The following is a 17,168-nucleotide window of genomic DNA, read 5'->3' on the forward strand; positions in this document are numbered from 1 at the left end:
GTGAAGCTATTTTTGCAACCGGCGACTATGCCGGCACTTTAGCGCCCAGCGGTAACCTGCGAACTACTTTACCGGTTATGCTGCTGATGGCATTTAAGATAGCCGGAACGGCAGGCGGTACGCCGGGCTCTCCGATCCCCGTTGGCGGCTTCTCGGAGTCAACCGTAAATACTTCCACTGCAGGTGCTTCATTGATGCGAAGAACCGGATAATTGTGGAAATTGCTCTGTGTTACCACACCGTCTTTCAAGGTGATTTCCTGTTTCAGGAATGACATAGCAAAACCGATCCCGCCCTCTACCTGTGTCGCCACATTGACCGGGTTAATTACCTGGCCGCAGTCCACAGCGCAGTACACCTTGTCTACCTTGTAGGTGTTGTCTGCACGCACTGTGACTTCCGCCACCTGGGCAACGATGGTGTTAAACGACTGACGTATGGCAATACCGCGGGCTCGCCTTTCGCCCTCTTTGCCCTGCGGAAGTGGCGTATTCCAGCCGGATTTTTCAGCAACGAGATCCAGCACGTTTAAAAATTCAGGCGCATCAGCCAGTAATTTACGTCTGAAAAGGTATGGATCCTGTCCGGTTTTAGTGGCAATTTCATCAATCAACACTTCGCCGACAAAGGCAGAGTGTGTATGGCCTACAGAGCGCAACCACGAAACAGGCACATCACCTTTAACCAGATGCTGCTCTACCAGCATGTTATTAATGGCGTAGGGCAGGCCGTGAGCACCTTCCATCAGCGTATGGTCAACCTGCGTGGCCGGCATGGGGAAGAAACTTTGCCCCACAACACGCCAGCGCCAGGAAGCAACACTGCCATCGGCGTTAATCATGATTTTGTTGTTGTGTACTGTCATCGGGCGATACTGCATGCCACCCATATCTTCTTCCCGCAGCCACACCATTTTGATTGGCACGTTTATGCCCTGAGCACGGGCAACTTTAGCAATACGGGTTGCTTCTATTACAAAATCGCAGCCCGGGCCGGCACGGCGACCGAAACTGCCACCTGCATAAAGTTGGGTGATCTGCACTTTTTCAACCGGCAAACCAGTCTCTTTAGCGATGGCAGCCTGGTCTGCGGTATGCCATTGTTCGCCGTTCCACATATGGCAGCTGTCTTCCTGAAGGTGAATCAATGCGTTCATCGGCTCCATTGCTGCGTGAGCAAGGTAAGGCAATTCAAACACCGCATCGATTTCATAACCGCCTTCAGGTACTTCAGTTAATTGCGGGCCGGTGTTCGCCACTTCAAGCCCGGGCGTCGCGGCCAGCTGCCTGTATTCTTCAAACAGGGCTGCGGTACCGGCGTGTGAACCGGTATTCCTGTCCCATTGAATATTCAGCGCATCACGGCCTTTCTTCGCAATCCATGTGTTTTTAGCAAGCACAGCAACGCCGCCCTGAATCACGTTGTCACCGGGGATTTCCAGTACTGCAACGACGCCCGGCACCGCCATGGCAGGCGCCTTATCCACGCTGGCTACTTTAGCGAACTTACGTGGCGGGTGGGCAATGACGGCTACCAGCATATCCGGTAGCTTGATGTCCTGAGTATATACCGCTTTGCCGTTTACTTTTTCCGGCACGTCGACACGGCGCATGCCATCCGCTTTTCCGATGCGCTGATACTCAGCCGGTTTTTTAAACGTAAGTGTACCCGCATCAGGCACCGGTAACTCTGCTGCGGCATCGATAAAGGCACCGTAACCGGCACGCTTATTCGTAGCTTCGTGAATAACGATACCGTCTTCCACAACCAGTTCTTTAAACGGGACTTTCCACTCAAGGGCCGCTGCCTGAAGTAACATGTGACGGGCTGATGCTGCTGCGGTTCGCATTACATTCCATGCACCGGCCATAGCAGTACTGCCGCCGGTGCCCTGCACATTAAAACCTACCGCCGCCAGCGCTGGATTGCCGTATTTTTCTAAATCGGCAGGGGAGCCCGTCACCTGCAGTTGCTCCGGTGTAATGTGTAATTCCTCAGCCGCCAGTGTAGCCAGGCCGGTGAAGGTTCCCTGGCCCATTTCTATGTAGCTGGAAATAATCGTAACAAAGCCGTTTTTATCGATTTGAATAAACGCATTGGGCATAAAGACATCAGACCCGGCGTTTTCTGCGGCCAGCGCAACCTGGCCTTTAAAGTTTACCGCCAGCGTCAGTGCGCCCATCCCGGCCAGAAACTGCCTGCGGGTAATGGCAGCACCGTGTTGCGCTGCTTCAGGTTGTTGCTGTTGTTGAGGGTTAATGAGCATTATTTCAGCTCCCTTGCCGCACGGTGAATAGCGCTGCGGATCCGCGGATAGGCTGCGCAACGACAAATGTTTCCGTTCATGGCGGCATCAATATCGTCATCCGTAGGCGCAGGTTTCTCTTTCAGCAACGCGACCGTAGACATGATTTGACCAGACTGGCAATAACCACATTGCGGCGCCTGCTCCTCTATCCACGCAGCCTGAACAACTGCACCAACCCTGTCGGTTTCAGCGGCTTCAATGGTGGCGACAGCGGCTCCTTCCAGAGCCAGCATCGGAGTGACGCAGGATCTGACCGGCTTGCCATTAACGTGCACGGTACATGCACCGCACTGGGCCATACCGCACCCGAACTTTGTGCCGGTAAGCGCGATTTCATCTCGTAAATACCACAACAGTGGCATTTGCTGGTCTCCGTCAAAGGTTTCGGGACGACCGTTTACGGTAAGCTTAATCATGATATTTCCCTTGAAGCTGGCCTGTTCAGATTACGGGTTTCAAAATGTTTGTATGCAGGGGGAAAGCGATTCTTTGTGGTGGTAGCATATGCATTGTGCTAATGCGTAATATGAATCTTTAGATCCCTGACTGTAAAAGATAGCGCTAATTTGCTGTGAAGCGATAGTCTGATCCTGTGAAAGTATTGCCTGATCCTCCGGGGGCTTTTTAATTGTATATCACGGGGATATCTGGCCCTTTCCAAGTAACTGTAACCCATCTATTTATTAAAAAAATTCATAGGTGCTATGCACAGCTTTTGAAAAACTTTGGCGGTGGTTTGGCGTAATCTGAATAACCTTTCCAACATCAGGAACTCAGTGTTATGCATACTTTCGCAACGTCATTCAGTGTGGCCTGTTTACTCGCTATTTCTTCATTGTCTTCAGCGCAATCTCTTGAAGTCACGCAAAACGGTGAACAGCAGGCAATCACCGGCTCAGACAAGTTCTTCACCGGTACCAGTATCGTGAATCCGTATTTCAGTAACAAAGAAGCCGGTGTTTCCGGTGCCAGTGTCACTTTTTCGCCAGGTTCACGCTCGGCCTGGCACACCCATCCCAAAGGACAACATCTCGTTGTTACCGAAGGGACGGGATACGTTCAGCAATGGGGTAAAGAAAAGCAAACCATTAAGCCCGGCGATGTGGTGTGGACCCCGCCCGGTGTTAAACACTGGCACGGTGCTACGGAGCATTCCATGATGTCACATATCGCCATTCAGCAATTCGGTGATGGTAAAAATGTGGTTTGGATGGAAAAGGTCAGTGATGAGGAGTACCTGCAAACACCGGTTTCCCCGTAAATTCACAATACGAACGCAACAGTGACAGCGTAATGCGAATTAAAGAGGCTGTGATATAGTGTTTTAAAAAGTGATGAAAAACTGTCTTTACGGGGAAAATATTAGTGACAAACCTTCATCAGCAGGCGCTGGACAAAGCCTCTCAGGGAAACTGGGACAGCGCCCACGCGATTGTCGAAAATGAAAATGATGCATTGTCATGTTTAATTCACGGCTATCTGCACCGGGTAGAGGGCGATAAATTCAATGCCCGCTACTGGTACACCCGTGCCGGTGAAACGATGCCTTCAAACAGTCTGGATGACGAGTTTGTCCGCATAAACGAAATGGTAAAAAGATGATTCACGCCGGTATCTGCTTCCGCTCCGGTACTCACAATTATGTCACTGACAACACAAGGGATTTGAATTGAGCTCATCACCATTTTTTATGCCAGCGCTGCTTCTCATGATGACTGCCTTTTACACCCTTGCGGACGACGAAACTGCCGCTGCAGGCGACTCACCTAACCGCAACCTGACCGGTTTTGAGTCGCTTGATGAAAAGCAGCCATTGTGGGAAGTGGGTATTGGCGGCGGCATGATAGAAGTGCCGAATTACCCTGCATCCAAAGAGCGTAATTTTGTCGGACTTGCTGCACCGTATGCCATCTATCGCGGTGATATTTTTCGTATTGGCGGTGACGGCGGGGCCCGTGCTGTATTTCTGGAAAATGAAAAACTTGAACTGGACATGAGTTTCAGTGGCGCGTTCTCTGCCGACAGCGACGACAATACGGCGCGGGAAGGCATGCCTGAGCTGGATTATATGTTCGAGGCCGGTCCGCAGCTTATCTACAAAATACGGGATTTTTCATTCCAACGTGGTGGAAATGGCAGGCTTACCGGCAGAGTGCAGGCAAGGGCTGTATTTTCAACAGATCTTGGTGATTTGCATACCAGAGGTTATGTTTTTGAACCGACTTTACGTTATCAGCAGCGCGGCGTCTTTTTCGACAGTACCGGACTAAGTCTGGCATTCAGAATGACCTGGGCGACAGAAAAATTACATGACTATTTTTATCAGGTCGATGAGGCGTATGTTACATCGACTCGTCGTCAATTTAATGCCAAAGGTGGTTATCTGGGATCAGAAGTGTCGCTGGGATTGTCGTTTCCTGTTATGAATAAAGTTCGCGGGTTTCTGGGCACATCTCTGCAATTTAATCAGGGTGCAGCCAATGAAGACAGCCCGCTGTATGAAAAAGATGTGACTTACAGTATAGGAGTTGGATTTGTCTGGCGGGCCTGGGAGAGCGAGGCGAGATCCAACTGGTGAGTTTACGCATATTAACCTGTTCAGAATAATAAGCAGGACAACCCATTGATGTTAGAAAATGTGAAAGCGCTTAAACGTTATGTGTTAAGTGCGCCCGACAGGGTAAACGCATTGCGGGTGAATACCGCTGAAACTGTTGTCATTAACGGTTTCTGGCGTAGTGGTACTACGTGGTTACAGGAATTGGTCGCGGAAGGTTTGAGTGCCAAACGGGTGTTTGAACCTTTGCAGGCCAGGTGCGGATATATTCAGAAAGCCGTGCAGGGCATCGCACTGCCTGACCAGGGTTATGCTTACATTAACGGTTTTATGCCTTATGCGACAGCGGCACATCCGCCGTCTCCGGATATGAAAGCGCTTTTGCATCAGGCGCAAAAAGGCATACTGACTAATCCGTTTGTGTTGCGTGATCAGGCACTACTCGACCCGGGCAGGGCTTTTAAAAACCGGGTTGTAGTGAAGTATGTGAAAGGGGCATTAAGCCTGAAATATCTGAAAGATACTTATCAGTGTCCGGTCATCCATATTTATCGTGATCCCCGTGCCGTAATCTCTTCCATTAAAGCAAGAAAAAACTGGGCTGAAGGTGCGTTTGAAAACTTTTCTCTGTCCAACCATTTGCTTAATGTGAACGATGGCAGGGCTGATTACTTCAGCCGGTACAGTGATGACATCCGTGCTATCGATAAAGCCGGAGATTTCGAAAGGCTTACCGGCTATTATTTTCTCACGGAAAAATTTATCGAAGACAGCTTCGCCGGTGACTCACTCCATTACGTGCGGTTTGAAGAGCTGGCCAGAAATCCTGATTTGGAATTCCAGAAGATTGCCGGATATCTGAATTGTGATGACATTAAAGTACCGGACTTTAAAAAGCCGTCTTCAACAGCTTACGTGCCTGATTCGACAAAGAAAATGGAGACCAGTAAAGTGACTTCCGGCTGGGCCGGTAAGCTTGGAGAGGCACACTTGCAGACGATAGAAGATATTGCAGCAAGGTTTGCTATGACCCCGCGTTTAACCGGTCTGGCAGGCGAAAAAAACACGTCAGAACAATCAACCAGAGAGTATGCTGAGTCAAAATGAAGATACGAATATTACTATGGTGTTTATTTATGTGCGCAACCTTTAACGCTAACGCAGATACGGAGTCACAAACCGTCAGACATATCGTTGTATTCAAATATACCGGCGATGCGAGTGCTGCGGATATTGATAAAGTCACCCGCGCGTTTGCTGAGCTAGAGCATAAAATCCCCGGTATTGAGTCATTTGAGCACGGGGTGAATAACAGTCCGGAGGCGCTTAATAAAGGCTTTACGCATATTTATCTGCTCACCTTTACTGATGAAGCGGCACGGGATACTTATCTGCCCCACCCGGAACACAAGAAGTTTGGTGAGTTACTCGCTGAACTCGGCATTCTGGATGACGTCTTTGTGGTGGATTACGCGAAGTAAATTCTGTTCAGGCCGTCGTTTAGCGGCCTGAAATAAACTGACTTCTGTTCAGTTTTACAAAGGTCCATACATCACTATCTTCAATGAGAAAACGGCCTTCCGCCGGCAGATCCTCTTTGTCCCCGTCGTCAGTAAAGCCAAGTTTTGCGAGTATCTTTCCGGAAGGCGCATTACCCTTTTTCAGATAATGCGATACCAGTCTGTCCATTCCGAGTATTCCGAAAGCCAGTTCACACATACTTTCTGCCGCTTTTGTTCCCAGGCCTTTTCCCCAGAAATCCACTCCCAGCCAGTATGAAAGTTCTGCTTCCCGTTTGCGCCAGTCCATTTTCTTCAAAATACAGCATCCAGCCGTTTCAGAGCCCATGGTAATGACGAAATGCATCTCCTGAGGAGGGATTGATTTTCCGGCAGCAATCCATTTCAGGACGTCCTGCTCACTACAATTTTCCGGTACGCCACTTGTCCTGGTTATTCGCGCATCTTTTGCGATTTCAAGTAGCGCGGGAATGTGATCTGGCTGAGCTAATGTTAATTTCACTATTAATACTTCTGAAATACCGGAGATAGCGTTATGTTATCAAAGCTTCTTCAGAACACCATTCATAAACTCAGGTCTGGTCAAATATCAACGATTTATGCGCACCGATACCTGCAAGTGTTCCGGATGCAACAGCAAGTGTTCCACTCTGCATCGGGTTAGATAAATCGCCGGCTACGAATACGCCTTTAACGGAACTCTCTTTAAAAGCATCTACACAAACAACTTTGCCTGCCGGTGAATCGGCAAGGGCCAGACTCAGCTGTTTCAGAAACGGAGCATGCACTTCTATTTGCGGAGAGACATACAAACCGCCCAGAGGAATAATTCTCCCCCCTGCGAGGGTGACAGACTCCATTTTCGCATCATTACCATTCACTGCAACGACAGGTGTATCCTCTATACGCACTTTCCGGGATTCTAAAAGTGACAAAAGATCACCTTCAGGCGTATACATGCCCTGAGTGAATAATGTTGTATTGCCCCAGTCCGGGAGCATTGCCGCCTGGTGGAGAGACATGTCTGATGTGGCCAGTACACCAAGCTCAGTATTGCGAATTTCGTATCCGTGACAATAGGGGCAATGAACAACATTTTTACCCCAGTATTTTTTGATTCCCGGCAGTTCAGGCAATTTGTCTGCTATGCCGCAAGCTAGTATCAGCCTTCTGCCGGTTGCTTCAATATCCTGACGGGTTCTGACTTTAAACACATTTTGCAGCTTTTCCGTCGTTATTACAGCGTCCTGCCATAACGTGAAGGTCGGATAAGCAAATAGTTGCTCTAATGCCGTTTTACGGATTTCATCCGGTGTTTTGCCGTCCAGACAGAATACGCCGTGAGATGCGGATGCAAACCGGTTTCTTGGTAGATTTGAATCGATTACCAGCACATTGCGTTGAGCACGGACCAGTTGCATGGCTGCCGATAAACCGGCGAAACTGCCTCCGATAATGATGACGTCATAGTTCATAATGTCGCTCCGGTAGATTTAATGTAACTTATGATGTTACAAATTTAAGTTAGCATGAATCATGTAACATTAAAAGTTTCATGTTATGCTCAACTAATTGAAATTAGAGAATGTAAAATGAGAAAAGACAGCCGCCTTTCGCGGGTGCTGCATGTTCTGGTTCATCTGGACGTGCACGAACAACCCGTAACGTCAGAAAGCATTGCTAAAATGCTTACTACAAACCCTGTGGTGGTCAGGAGAACGATGGCGCTTTTAAGAGAGTGCGGGTACGTTGCAGCAGTAAAAGGACATAAGGGGGGATGGTCGCTTTCATGTTCCCTGTCAGATATTACATTGCTTGATATTCACCGTGCTCTTGGTGAAAGAAGTGTATTTACTATAGGACTCACTGATGAGCACAACAACTGTTTAATTGAGCATGCGGTAAATCGCGCACTCGACGGTGCGATGAAAGATGCTGAAGCACTTTTGCTCCAGCGGTTTGGAGAGGTGACGCTGGCAGATCTCAGCAGAGATTTTGAGAACAACTATGGCTAATTGTCTTTTTCAATCGAATTACCCCCGGTCACTGCTATGCGCATGGCGGTTTCTACATCAATATCCAGCGGCGTAACTTTTTCCCTCGGTAAGTACAGCGTGTATCCGCCAATCTGATAGCTCATGGGCAAATACACGGCTACTTTGTCCTCATCAGGAAATAACTTATTGGCCACCTTATCGCTGGTCATAAAGCCAATTAACTCAATGCCACCTTCCATTTCTACGGAAACCGCTTTTCTGCTGTCTTCGTCAGGCTTTACTTCAAACAGTTCTACTGCATCCTGCACGGCACCGAACAATGTTTTTACTACCGGTACGCGGGCAAAAATACGTTCACCTAACAAAATAACCCAGTTGAACAGATAGGCGTTAATTAAAATGCCGACGGCAGTCAGGGCGAGAATGACTGTAACGACGCCAAGGCCAGGGAAGTAGTAATCTTCAGGAAGAAAGGGCGATAACAATGCTTCCGTTGTACTGACCAGCCAGACAAGAAAATAGATAGTAATGGCAAACGGCAGTATGGTGATCAGCCCTTTGACCGGTAATAAGATCAATTTATTCAGCATTGTAACCCTTTTGGAAAATTAGCGGTGTAGTGTAGACCAGCATGGGTGCTCAGAACAGAGCTGGCGGTGTTGAAATCAGCCCCGGATGTCGGGTTTGATGATTCATGTCTGGCACGTTTTGCTCACCGTGGCATTATGAACACATACGGGAATAACCCCAATTCTACCTTCGTCATATCACTCAGGGATCACAATGATAGATAAAGAACAGTTACACCAGCTTGCCGGTATTTGCAAAGAAGCCTCTGACGCTGAAATCATGCCCCGTTTCAGACAACTACAAAACGGGCAGATAGAAGAAAAGCTAAGTCACCACGATCTCGTGACCGTAGCAGATAAAGCGGCTGAAACCTTCATTCTTCAGCGACTTCGTGAACTGTTCCCCGATGCGTTACTGATTGGTGAGGAAAGTGTGTATGAGGACCCGGCAGCATTAGAACTGTTCGGTGATGCACCTCTCAGTTTTGTGCTCGACCCCATCGACGGGACCTGGCATTACGCCAACGGTTCGGTGAACTTCGGCGTGATGCTGGGTATCGCCAGTCACGGTGAAATGTCCGCTGCCATTATCTTTGAGCCTGTGACCGGCGACTATTTATGGGCAATCAAAGGGCAGGGGGCTTTTCAGCGCATAAACAGTTCAGACGTTCCGTTAACGGCTAATCGTCACGGTACACTGCCACTTACAGATACCATGGGATGTTACTCTTTCGGCGTCACAAAGGAAGAAGAGCGGGAACAAGCGGTGAAAGCCGTAATGAAAATGGGGCGGGTGACGGATTACCGCTGTGCGGCAGCAGAATATCGTTTGCTCAACACCGGCGCCGTCTCTTTCGTGTTATTCCAGAACAAGCTTAATTTGTGGGATCATGGCGCAGGATTACTCATTACCAAAGAAGCCGGGGCAGTAGCAAGAATGATCGACGGCAGCGAGTACACACCGCAAATCACCGGCAAATTGCTGGTGGCGGAAAGCGAAGCCCGCTGGCAGGAAGTGGCAGGGTTGTTTGTAAAATAAGGATTATTCTCTTTTCAGCTTTTGTCATGGCCTATAAAATTCAATAGGCATGTTGCGTGTAAATACCTATTTTATAAAGAAATTGGTATGCATTATCAACAGTCTTTCTTCAATCAGACTTTATAGTGCGGCCGGAGCCGGGGCTTCAGTCCATAACGAAGTGTCCTGAGAATCTTCATCACGATCTTCAGGTCGCATTATAGGGACTCACGGTTATTGCTTTTTAGTATAGGATATCAAAAGTCGTTGACCTTATAAGGTCAACGGCTACCACTATAATTGAGCTTTTGTATTGTCTTTATAACCCAATTGATTATTGGACATTAATCTGACGTTTTTAGATATCCATCAACCCCGGGACATCACTGTCGACAGATGTTGTTTGACCTAGTTTTAATCCTGAGGCTAACAATTTTCCTTGCAACGATACATTATATACAGAGGCCCCGCTGACATCATTGAGTATCAATTGTTGGTGGACTTTACTGGTACCTATATCTATATCATTAATTACCAGTTTTGCCACATCATCAAGAACCAGAGCTGGTCTGAAGTCAGAATCAAGTTCATTCAATTTGAGATTTTTAAGATTGATGCCGGTGGCATGTCTGACATATAGAGCCCAAGACGGTAGCTCACCGAACATGGAATATTCAGGGTACTCCCTGCGTTTCTCTGGTACCTGAAAAAGCTGGCTAACAGGAATATAAGCAAGCCCTTTATTGGCAACGCCGGGGTACGTTAATGAGATATTCTTGAGAGTAATACCAGTAACTTTTGCATCAGGTAACCCGGTAATGGAAGCCGGGATAGGATTAAAAAATGCATTCAACCCCGGTCCACGTAGCTGGTAGCTGCTATCCGCTCGCATAAAAGCAATTTGAGCTGTGAGTCCATCAATGGTTACATTACGAATTGAACCCGGAGGCGCACTTTGATATCGCTGCCCGAGTCTTATGACAAAACCATTACCTGTATTAGTAGCAGTGATATTTTTTATTTTAATATTGTCAATATACCCCCCATCTACGCAACCCAGACATACAGCCGAACGGTAGGTGTCAAACGCATGGATATTACGAATTGTAATGTTTTTGAAACCTTTATAAGAGGATGTTCCGAATTTGACGCCATTGGAACTTGAACGAACAATACAGTCTTCAATTATTATGGAATCGTTAATTTGAGTATCCTGTTCTGATTTTATACAAATGGCATCGTCAGCAGCGTTTATAAAACAGTTTGATATCCGGCCGTTAACTACACCATCAAAATCTATACCATCGTTGTTCCAGTAAGCGTCACTTACTACCTTGATATTATCGATGTGTACATCTGTGCAATGATAATAGGTTTGTACCCAGCTAGCTGAATTTGTAATGGTGACATCGAAGATTGAAATCTGATGACAGTCAATAAAATCAATAATCTGAGGACGGTCTGATTCATGGGGGCGCATTCTGCGAGAATTATAATTGTCTACCGGCCTCTCACCAGAGTGATGCATATAATCAATATTCAGTGCTGTTTGCCGTCCACGTCCGTCAATTTTACCTCCGCCGGAGATTGAAATGTTGCTGGCTTTGTGAGCACTTAACAGCGTGTACCAGCCCCGGGCTGAGCGCTGATAATCCGCAATATTATTACTTCCAAGTAAGGCGGCACCTTCTTCAATGTGCAGGTGCGTATTGGTTGGAATGATGAGAGTACCGGTAACAAATTGTCCTCCATCAATGACTAATTTTGCCCCTTGTGTTGCCGCGCTATTTAATGCCCGCTGTAAGATATCAGTATTCAGTGTTTTGCCATCACCCACGGCACCAAAACTACTAACATGCAAACTTGGCCCTTGGGGCAATTGAACCCGATCGGCGGCAATTTTACGGTTGGTATCAAACTGTCTTTCAAGTGATGAAAATACCTGTTTTGATGAACTGGAACAGGCTGAAAGCTGGGAGTAAAGCCCTGCAAGTACACTGGCCTTAATAAAATCACGGCGAATCATTATTTTCTCTCCTTTGAGGTAGATGGTGATGGAACCATTGTCATCTCAAGAACACGACCTGCGATTTTTATCTAACGAGTAGGGGCAGGTTCATCAGTGGAGTGCCGTTGAATTTCGCTTGTTGAAATCATCTATAACTTCGAACGACGAATAATTACTACCCTGAATCGACTTCACCCGTGAAAAAAATCATCTGGCATTTATGTTCGTACGTGCTACTAATCAATAGCAACCGGTTAGTACGCATGCCGTGCTATACCTTCAGGCTCCTCAGCAAACAAGACTTTAGATTGCTTTGGTAAGGCCAAATAACTATGCTTTTGATAGTTATGCATGTCAACAAAAAATCAACATTGTTTAGGTTTATGAATCTTAATGCGTTGATGATAAGTGATATTTGTGAAATTCAATGCGGAATGGTATTGTGTTTAATGCATGAATCCTTTCCATGCCAGATAAGTGATGTTCACTGTTTTTCTGTATTGGTAAGGCCGATAGGGTGTGCTGGAAGTTTCCAATATACCGCTTAGCCAAATGATTACTAGCAGCCCACTTGATATGCTGCCGTGAATAAAAGCTCCTGACCAAAACTAGTGTTCATGAATTATCTTTAAATAAGAATAAGGTCAGTTGGAAGGCGGGCAGGACAGCCATGGATTCGCTTTTTACAAATTCCCGGGACGTTGATTGCAGGGTAGCCATATATAAGAGTGTTTGGCGCTGGAGTCATGGTTGACGAGTCGCTTTTAGATTGTCCGAAGGGCAAAACCAGCCCGTCTGTTTCCGCCGCAATACTGCAACCGCGCTTATCGGTTGTAGCTAAAATGGATAAATGCGTCATTTTCGATCGTAAACTGGAACTGAACTAGTACAGTTTTATAGATCCTGATATCAGAAAAAGTAGTGGATTAAACCAGATAGGCCCTGAGTACTACTATTTAACGCTAGTGGTAGAATCCCGAATGACTAATTCTCCATCAAATATTTCATTATTATCAGTTGAGTTACTTTGCTTACTCTTTAGTCGTTGAATCAGCCGTACAGCAGCACGATAACCTATGTTCACCAAAGGGTGACGGTATGTTGTAATATTAGGAAACACCTTCGTAGTAATAGATATGTCATCAATACCGCAAATGGAAAGTTCATCCGGAATTTTTATTCCACGGCTTTGAGCTTCATAAAGCACGCCAGCGGCCATTTCGTCGTTAGAAGCAAAAATCGCCGTCGGTCTGGGTGATTTATTTAACAGGACTGATGCTGCATCTCTGCCGGACTGATAAGTGTAGTAGCCTTGTGCTAATAATGACTCATCAGGGTTTAGCTCATGATCCTCAAATGCTTTCCTGAACCCGGCTTCTTTAATTATACTGGACTCTTCGTCCGGATGGCCCTGGATGTAACCAATTCGCCGGTGCTTCAGGCGAATCAGGTAATCTGTAACGTCATAAGCCGCTTTTTGATAATTGAGTCCAACAAATTCCCCGCGACTTTTGTAACTGGGACCGATGCGCATATAGTTAATCCCCTTGGTACTGAGCATTTCGAGCAATTCCAGTTTATCGCAGATCGGAGGCGCCAGAATAAGTCCATCAACCAGTGTGTTATCTATAAACTCCTCAATCTCTTTTAGTAGATTACTTGAGTAATAGCTACAATCGTAGAGGAAGAGCCCCATTTGTTCTTCAGTACAGCCTTGTAAAATTCCCCTCTGCAACTTCATCAGATAACCAGGACTTGGATTGTCAGTCAATAGCGCTATAAAAAATGAGCGATTTTTTGCCAAAGCCATACCAAGGGGATTTCGCTTAAATCCGGTTTCCAGAATAGCTTTCTGAACTTTCTCACGCATGGATTCACTGACATTAATTTCATTATTGATGACTCGTGATACGGTCTTTTTTGATACGCCAGCCTGCCTGGCTACATCATTGATTGTTGCAGGTTTCATGAAAACTATTTGCCTCTGTGATCGATCAGCGAAATTTCGATTTCATAACAATACTAATATTTGGTGAAATTAAATGTAAGCAGATTCCGCTTATTAAACTTAAAATTTTTATGAGTATAGTATGCGGCACTTACTATTCAGTGTGATTGAACTAACTTCCCAATAAAACCACATAGCAATTTCTTATAAAAATTATCTGTATTTATCATCATGTTCGTCAATATCAGAAATTTAACACCTAGGATTGACACCGGTGTCAAACGACGATTATAGTTAACCCAGTGTTAACAGTTGATTAACTTCCAACTTATTTGTTTTCACTTTGCCGCGATACACATAGCTTTTCAAAAGAGTGTTTTGTCATTCGTTACCACTGTAATTCGAATTGACGCTGTTAACCGACAGTTTGAATAGCCAGAAAAATTTCAAGTGTATTGTTATCAACAGCATAAATTTTGGATTCGAACGATAGGACTAATCCGTATTTAGGAGCACTCAAATGAAACTCACTTTTAAAAGAAGTTTGATGTCGGTTGCAGTATTCGCAGGAATAGCTGGCATGCAAGCTCAAGCGGCCATAGCAGAAGAAAATAACGACGTTGAAATTCAAGAAATAATCGAAGTAAAAGGTTTCAGAAGTTCATTAATCAAAGCCCGGGATCTAAAGCGCAATGCTATCGGTTCGCAGGACTCGATCGTTGCTGAAGACATTGCAGATTTTCCCGATCTGAATCTGGCAGATTCGCTGCAGAGAGTACCGGGGATTTCAATTACCCGAGAAGGGGGGGAAGGTCGAAATATATCTCTGCGCGGACTGGGGCCTGACTTTGCGCGTGTGCAGGTCAATGGCATGGAAGGATTAGCGACCAGCGCATCTGCAATGGATAGTCGTGGTGCAGTGAGTCGTTCAAGAGCATTTGATTTCAATATTTTTGCATCTGAGTTGTTTAATCAAATCGATGTTAAAAAATCCTATCAGGCAAGTCTCGATGAAGGCGGTATCGGAGGAACTGTTAATTTACGGTCAGCCAAGCCATTTGATTACGACGGCTTCACGGCGGCAGCAAGCGCACAGATTGGTACAAATAGCCAAACTGAAGGTACCGACCCGCGAATGTCAATCATCGTATCAGACACTTGGGGTAACTTCGGCGCGTTGTTCTCAGCATCATATAGTCAAAGAGATATTAATGAGCAAGGCTACAATGGCTATCGTTGGCGGAAGCGGACTGTGGATGCGGAAGGTTACAGCGATTCATTGTCGCAGGATGTGAAAACTGCGTTGGAAAACGGAGAAATATTCTTTAACCGCGGTAACCGCTACTCTGTCTGGCAAAATGAACAGACAAGAACCGGCCTGGCCACATCACTTCAATATCGTCCGTCTCCTGATTTCACCTTCGATTTTGATATTTTATACAGCGAGTTGGAAAACAATCGTGCGGAATTTCACCTGCCTACTTCTGGCTCTAGCAGCACTGCTATAGGGTATATCGATGCACTTGAAATTATACCTGCATCTGATGGCGATGGTTTTGAAGCCGTATACGGCGAATTTTCAAATACTCCATTGCGTACTGAAACACGTGAAGACCTGGATACAACTAAGTTTACGCAAATAACGCTGACAAACAAATGGAATGTCACTGATGATTTGTTATTAACTACTTTGATAGGACACTCCAGTTCTAAGTTTAGCCAACCGAAGAGAGATAAATTTTATGTAGAAAGTATGGGAAATATTACTACGGACTATCGTGGTTCGCGCAGGTTTGACCCCGTTAATACCTATAGTATTACTCCTACTGACGCGGATGTTTGGACATTTCGGGAAATCGACCTTCGTGAAGACAGAATCGATAATACCTATGATATGTTAGCGATTAACGGCAGTTATATCTTAACAAATGATGCATCATTGAAATTCGGCGTTTCGTTTAAGAAATTCGAAAACTCACGGGAGTTACGTGACAACAACGATATTGGCAGAAATCAGGAAGCGCCTCAAAATAATGAAGTAAGATCTATAGATCAGTTTGCTTACGCGTATACCAATCATGACGATATTGACTGGATTGCGATCGATTTAAACTCGGCAATGGATTTCTATGGGGTTAATCGTGATCTGGGCGCAGCGAGTATCGTTACCAGTGCTACGGGAAAGGTGGAAGAAGATACAAACGCGGCATATGTTGAATATGAGTGGGTGAATTATTTCAGCGACAGTACTCTCAGGGGGAATATTGGACTGCGCTATTACGATACTCAGATTACGTCTTATGGCATTACAAATGGAGTTGCGGTTGATATTGGGTCTGATTATAACGGTGTGCTTCCTACTCTTAACCTTGCCTGGGAACCTACGGAAGAAACTGTAGTTCGCTTTAGTGCTGCAAAAAATGTAACCCGGCCATCACTAGGCTCATTAGGCGTATCCGGAGAGGTTCAGGTGGATCCTGACGGGGCCAGGGGACTGGATGTTTCTGCCGGCAACCCGAAACTGCAGCCATATGAATCTGATAATTATGATATGTCATTCGAATGGTATTTTTCGGAAGAAGGCTCTGTTTCTGCAGGGGTTTTCTTCAAGCAAATTGATAACTTTGTCATTGGCACTACGGTTGAAGTTCCTTACAGCGATACAGGCTTTCCGCTGTCACTGCTGGATGAGACTCTTGGTCAGACTGGGGATACGTTATTCAACTACACGCGCCCTGAAAATGGCAGATCTACTGATATTAAAGGTCTGGAATTATCGTATCAAAGTCTACTGAGTTTCCTGCCTGAGCCGTTTGATAACCTTGGCTTCATTGCAAACTACACGTTTGCGGATGGTGAATTCTTGTATGAGAATGTGCAGAACTCCGGAGAAAATCAATATAAAACTTTTGAAGGGTTGTCAAAACACAACACAAATTTCACTATCTTTTATGAAACTGATGTTTGGGGAGCTCGTATCTCAGCAGCCAGCCGGAGCGATTACATAACGTGGGGAGCGGGCGTTGCTGAAGATGAAGATGAACATGGTATGCATGGCTCAACCTTCGTGGATATATCTATGTTCTATCAGATCAATGAACATATCAAGGTTACTTTAGAAGGCATTAATATGACCAATCAAGCTGATGAACAGTACAGTGACACGGCAGATCGCATTTATAATGTGACAACTAGCGGACGCACTTTCTACCTGGGTACGTCTTACAAGTTCTGATTGGCCAC

The 17,168-nt window shown here is 45.9% G+C and carries 15 protein-coding genes; 8 read left to right on the forward strand and 7 right to left on the reverse strand.

The window, feature by feature from the left end; all coding sequences use genetic code 11:
* Positions 1-25: 25 nt before the first annotated feature.
* Together ACXAH4_RS16100 and ACXAH4_RS16105 are read right to left on the reverse strand one after the other, a co-directional pair.
* On the reverse strand, positions 26-2,266 hold the full coding sequence (locus tag ACXAH4_RS16100; protein ID WP_474882635.1) for a xanthine dehydrogenase family protein molybdopterin-binding subunit: 2,241 nt from the start codon (positions 2,264-2,266) through the stop codon (positions 26-28).
* On the reverse strand, positions 2,266-2,724 hold the full coding sequence (locus tag ACXAH4_RS16105; RefSeq protein WP_474882636.1) for a (2Fe-2S)-binding protein: 459 nt from the start codon (positions 2,722-2,724) through the stop codon (positions 2,266-2,268). The genes ACXAH4_RS16100 and ACXAH4_RS16105 overlap by 1 nt, the downstream gene beginning before the upstream one ends.
* Before the next feature lie 365 nt (positions 2,725-3,089).
* Between ACXAH4_RS16105 and ACXAH4_RS16110 the strand changes: the two genes are divergently transcribed.
* The 5 genes from ACXAH4_RS16110 (at position 3,090) to ACXAH4_RS16130 (ending at position 6,346) form a co-directional block, all read left to right on the forward strand.
* Positions 3,090-3,569, forward strand: a complete 480-nt coding sequence (locus tag ACXAH4_RS16110; RefSeq protein ID WP_474882637.1) for a (R)-mandelonitrile lyase — start codon at positions 3,090-3,092, stop codon at positions 3,567-3,569.
* 104 nt (positions 3,570-3,673) lie between these two features.
* Positions 3,674-3,910, forward strand: a complete 237-nt coding sequence (locus ACXAH4_RS16115; RefSeq protein WP_474850906.1) for a hypothetical protein — start codon at positions 3,674-3,676, stop codon at positions 3,908-3,910.
* A gap of 67 nt (positions 3,911-3,977) precedes the next feature.
* On the forward strand, positions 3,978-4,886 hold the full coding sequence (locus ACXAH4_RS16120; RefSeq protein ID WP_474882638.1) for a MipA/OmpV family protein: 909 nt from the start codon (positions 3,978-3,980) through the stop codon (positions 4,884-4,886).
* Positions 4,887-4,934: 48 nt separating this feature from the next.
* Positions 4,935-5,972, forward strand: coding sequence for a sulfotransferase domain-containing protein (locus tag ACXAH4_RS16125; protein ID WP_474882699.1), 1,038 nt, complete (start codon positions 4,935-4,937; stop codon positions 5,970-5,972).
* Positions 5,973-6,001: 29 nt separating this feature from the next.
* The gene (locus tag ACXAH4_RS16130) at positions 6,002-6,346 is read left to right on the forward strand and encodes a Dabb family protein (RefSeq protein ID WP_474882640.1); all 345 of its coding nucleotides are present in this window, start codon (positions 6,002-6,004) and stop codon (positions 6,344-6,346) included.
* A gap of 19 nt (positions 6,347-6,365) precedes the next feature.
* Here the strand turns inward: ACXAH4_RS16130 and ACXAH4_RS16135 are convergent, their stop codons facing one another.
* A complete protein-coding gene (locus ACXAH4_RS16135; RefSeq protein WP_474882641.1) occupies positions 6,366-6,887 on the reverse strand; it encodes a GNAT family N-acetyltransferase in 522 nt (173 codons plus the stop codon).
* 70 nt (positions 6,888-6,957) lie between these two features.
* Entirely contained in the window at positions 6,958-7,860 is a 903-nt protein-coding gene (locus ACXAH4_RS16140) for an NAD(P)/FAD-dependent oxidoreductase (RefSeq protein WP_474846345.1), read from the reverse strand.
* A gap of 117 nt (positions 7,861-7,977) precedes the next feature.
* On the opposite strand from ACXAH4_RS16140, the gene ACXAH4_RS16145 reads away from it, so the two are divergent.
* Positions 7,978-8,400 carry an RrF2 family transcriptional regulator gene (locus ACXAH4_RS16145; RefSeq protein WP_474846343.1) on the forward strand — a complete coding sequence of 141 codons (423 nt, stop codon included), beginning with the start codon at positions 7,978-7,980 and terminating at the stop codon, positions 8,398-8,400.
* Here the strand turns inward: ACXAH4_RS16145 and ACXAH4_RS16150 are convergent.
* Positions 8,397-8,972 (reverse strand): DUF502 domain-containing protein, encoded by a 576-nt coding sequence (locus tag ACXAH4_RS16150; protein WP_474882642.1) that lies wholly within the window; start codon positions 8,970-8,972, stop codon positions 8,397-8,399. The two genes, ACXAH4_RS16145 and ACXAH4_RS16150, sit on opposite strands and share 4 nt — an antisense overlap.
* Before the next feature lie 193 nt (positions 8,973-9,165).
* Here ACXAH4_RS16150 and ACXAH4_RS16155 point away from each other — a divergent pair, with 193 nt between their 5' ends.
* Positions 9,166-9,990, forward strand: coding sequence for an inositol monophosphatase family protein (locus ACXAH4_RS16155; RefSeq protein WP_474882644.1), 825 nt, complete (start codon positions 9,166-9,168; stop codon positions 9,988-9,990).
* Positions 9,991-10,327: 337 nt separating this feature from the next.
* Here ACXAH4_RS16155 and ACXAH4_RS16160 read toward each other — a convergent pair whose 3' ends face one another.
* Both ACXAH4_RS16160 and ACXAH4_RS16165 read right to left on the reverse strand, forming a co-directional pair.
* On the reverse strand, positions 10,328-11,995 hold the full coding sequence (locus ACXAH4_RS16160) for a glycoside hydrolase family 28 protein (RefSeq protein ID WP_474882645.1): 1,668 nt from the start codon (positions 11,993-11,995) through the stop codon (positions 10,328-10,330).
* A gap of 934 nt (positions 11,996-12,929) precedes the next feature.
* Positions 12,930-13,946, reverse strand: coding sequence for a LacI family DNA-binding transcriptional regulator (locus tag ACXAH4_RS16165; RefSeq protein ID WP_474846337.1), 1,017 nt, complete (start codon positions 13,944-13,946; stop codon positions 12,930-12,932).
* A 499-nt stretch (positions 13,947-14,445) separates the two neighbouring features.
* On the opposite strand from ACXAH4_RS16165, the gene ACXAH4_RS16170 reads away from it, so the two are divergent.
* Complete coding sequence (locus ACXAH4_RS16170) at positions 14,446-17,160, forward strand: TonB-dependent receptor (RefSeq protein WP_474850916.1); 2,715 nt, start codon at positions 14,446-14,448, stop codon at positions 17,158-17,160.
* Positions 17,161-17,168: the final 8 nt, after the last annotated feature.

Source organism: Alteromonas sp. ABV2_168, from assembly GCF_056161165.1.

Coding starts and splice junctions, on each gene's coding strand:
- ACXAH4_RS16100 (WP_474882635.1), bottom strand. CDS start 2,266: ATGCTCATTAACCCTCAACAACAGCAACAACCTGAAGCAGCGCAACAC.
- ACXAH4_RS16105 (WP_474882636.1), bottom strand. CDS start 2,724: ATGATTAAGCTTACCGTAAACGGTCGTCCCGAAACCTTTGACGGAGAC.
- ACXAH4_RS16110 (WP_474882637.1), top strand. CDS start 3,090: ATGCATACTTTCGCAACGTCATTCAGTGTGGCCTGTTTACTCGCTATT.
- ACXAH4_RS16125 (WP_474882699.1), top strand. CDS start 4,935: ATGTTAGAAAATGTGAAAGCGCTTAAACGTTATGTGTTAAGTGCGCCC.
- ACXAH4_RS16130 (WP_474882640.1), top strand. CDS start 6,002: ATGTGCGCAACCTTTAACGCTAACGCAGATACGGAGTCACAAACCGTC.
- ACXAH4_RS16140 (WP_474846345.1), bottom strand. CDS start 7,860: ATGAACTATGACGTCATCATTATCGGAGGCAGTTTCGCCGGTTTATCG.
- ACXAH4_RS16145 (WP_474846343.1), top strand. CDS start 7,978: ATGAGAAAAGACAGCCGCCTTTCGCGGGTGCTGCATGTTCTGGTTCAT.
- ACXAH4_RS16150 (WP_474882642.1), bottom strand. CDS start 8,972: ATGCTGAATAAATTGATCTTATTACCGGTCAAAGGGCTGATCACCATA.
- ACXAH4_RS16155 (WP_474882644.1), top strand. CDS start 9,166: ATGATAGATAAAGAACAGTTACACCAGCTTGCCGGTATTTGCAAAGAA.
- ACXAH4_RS16160 (WP_474882645.1), bottom strand. CDS start 11,995: ATGATTCGCCGTGATTTTATTAAGGCCAGTGTACTTGCAGGGCTTTAC.
- ACXAH4_RS16165 (WP_474846337.1), bottom strand. CDS start 13,946: ATGAAACCTGCAACAATCAATGATGTAGCCAGGCAGGCTGGCGTATCA.
- ACXAH4_RS16170 (WP_474850916.1), top strand. CDS start 14,446: ATGAAACTCACTTTTAAAAGAAGTTTGATGTCGGTTGCAGTATTCGCA.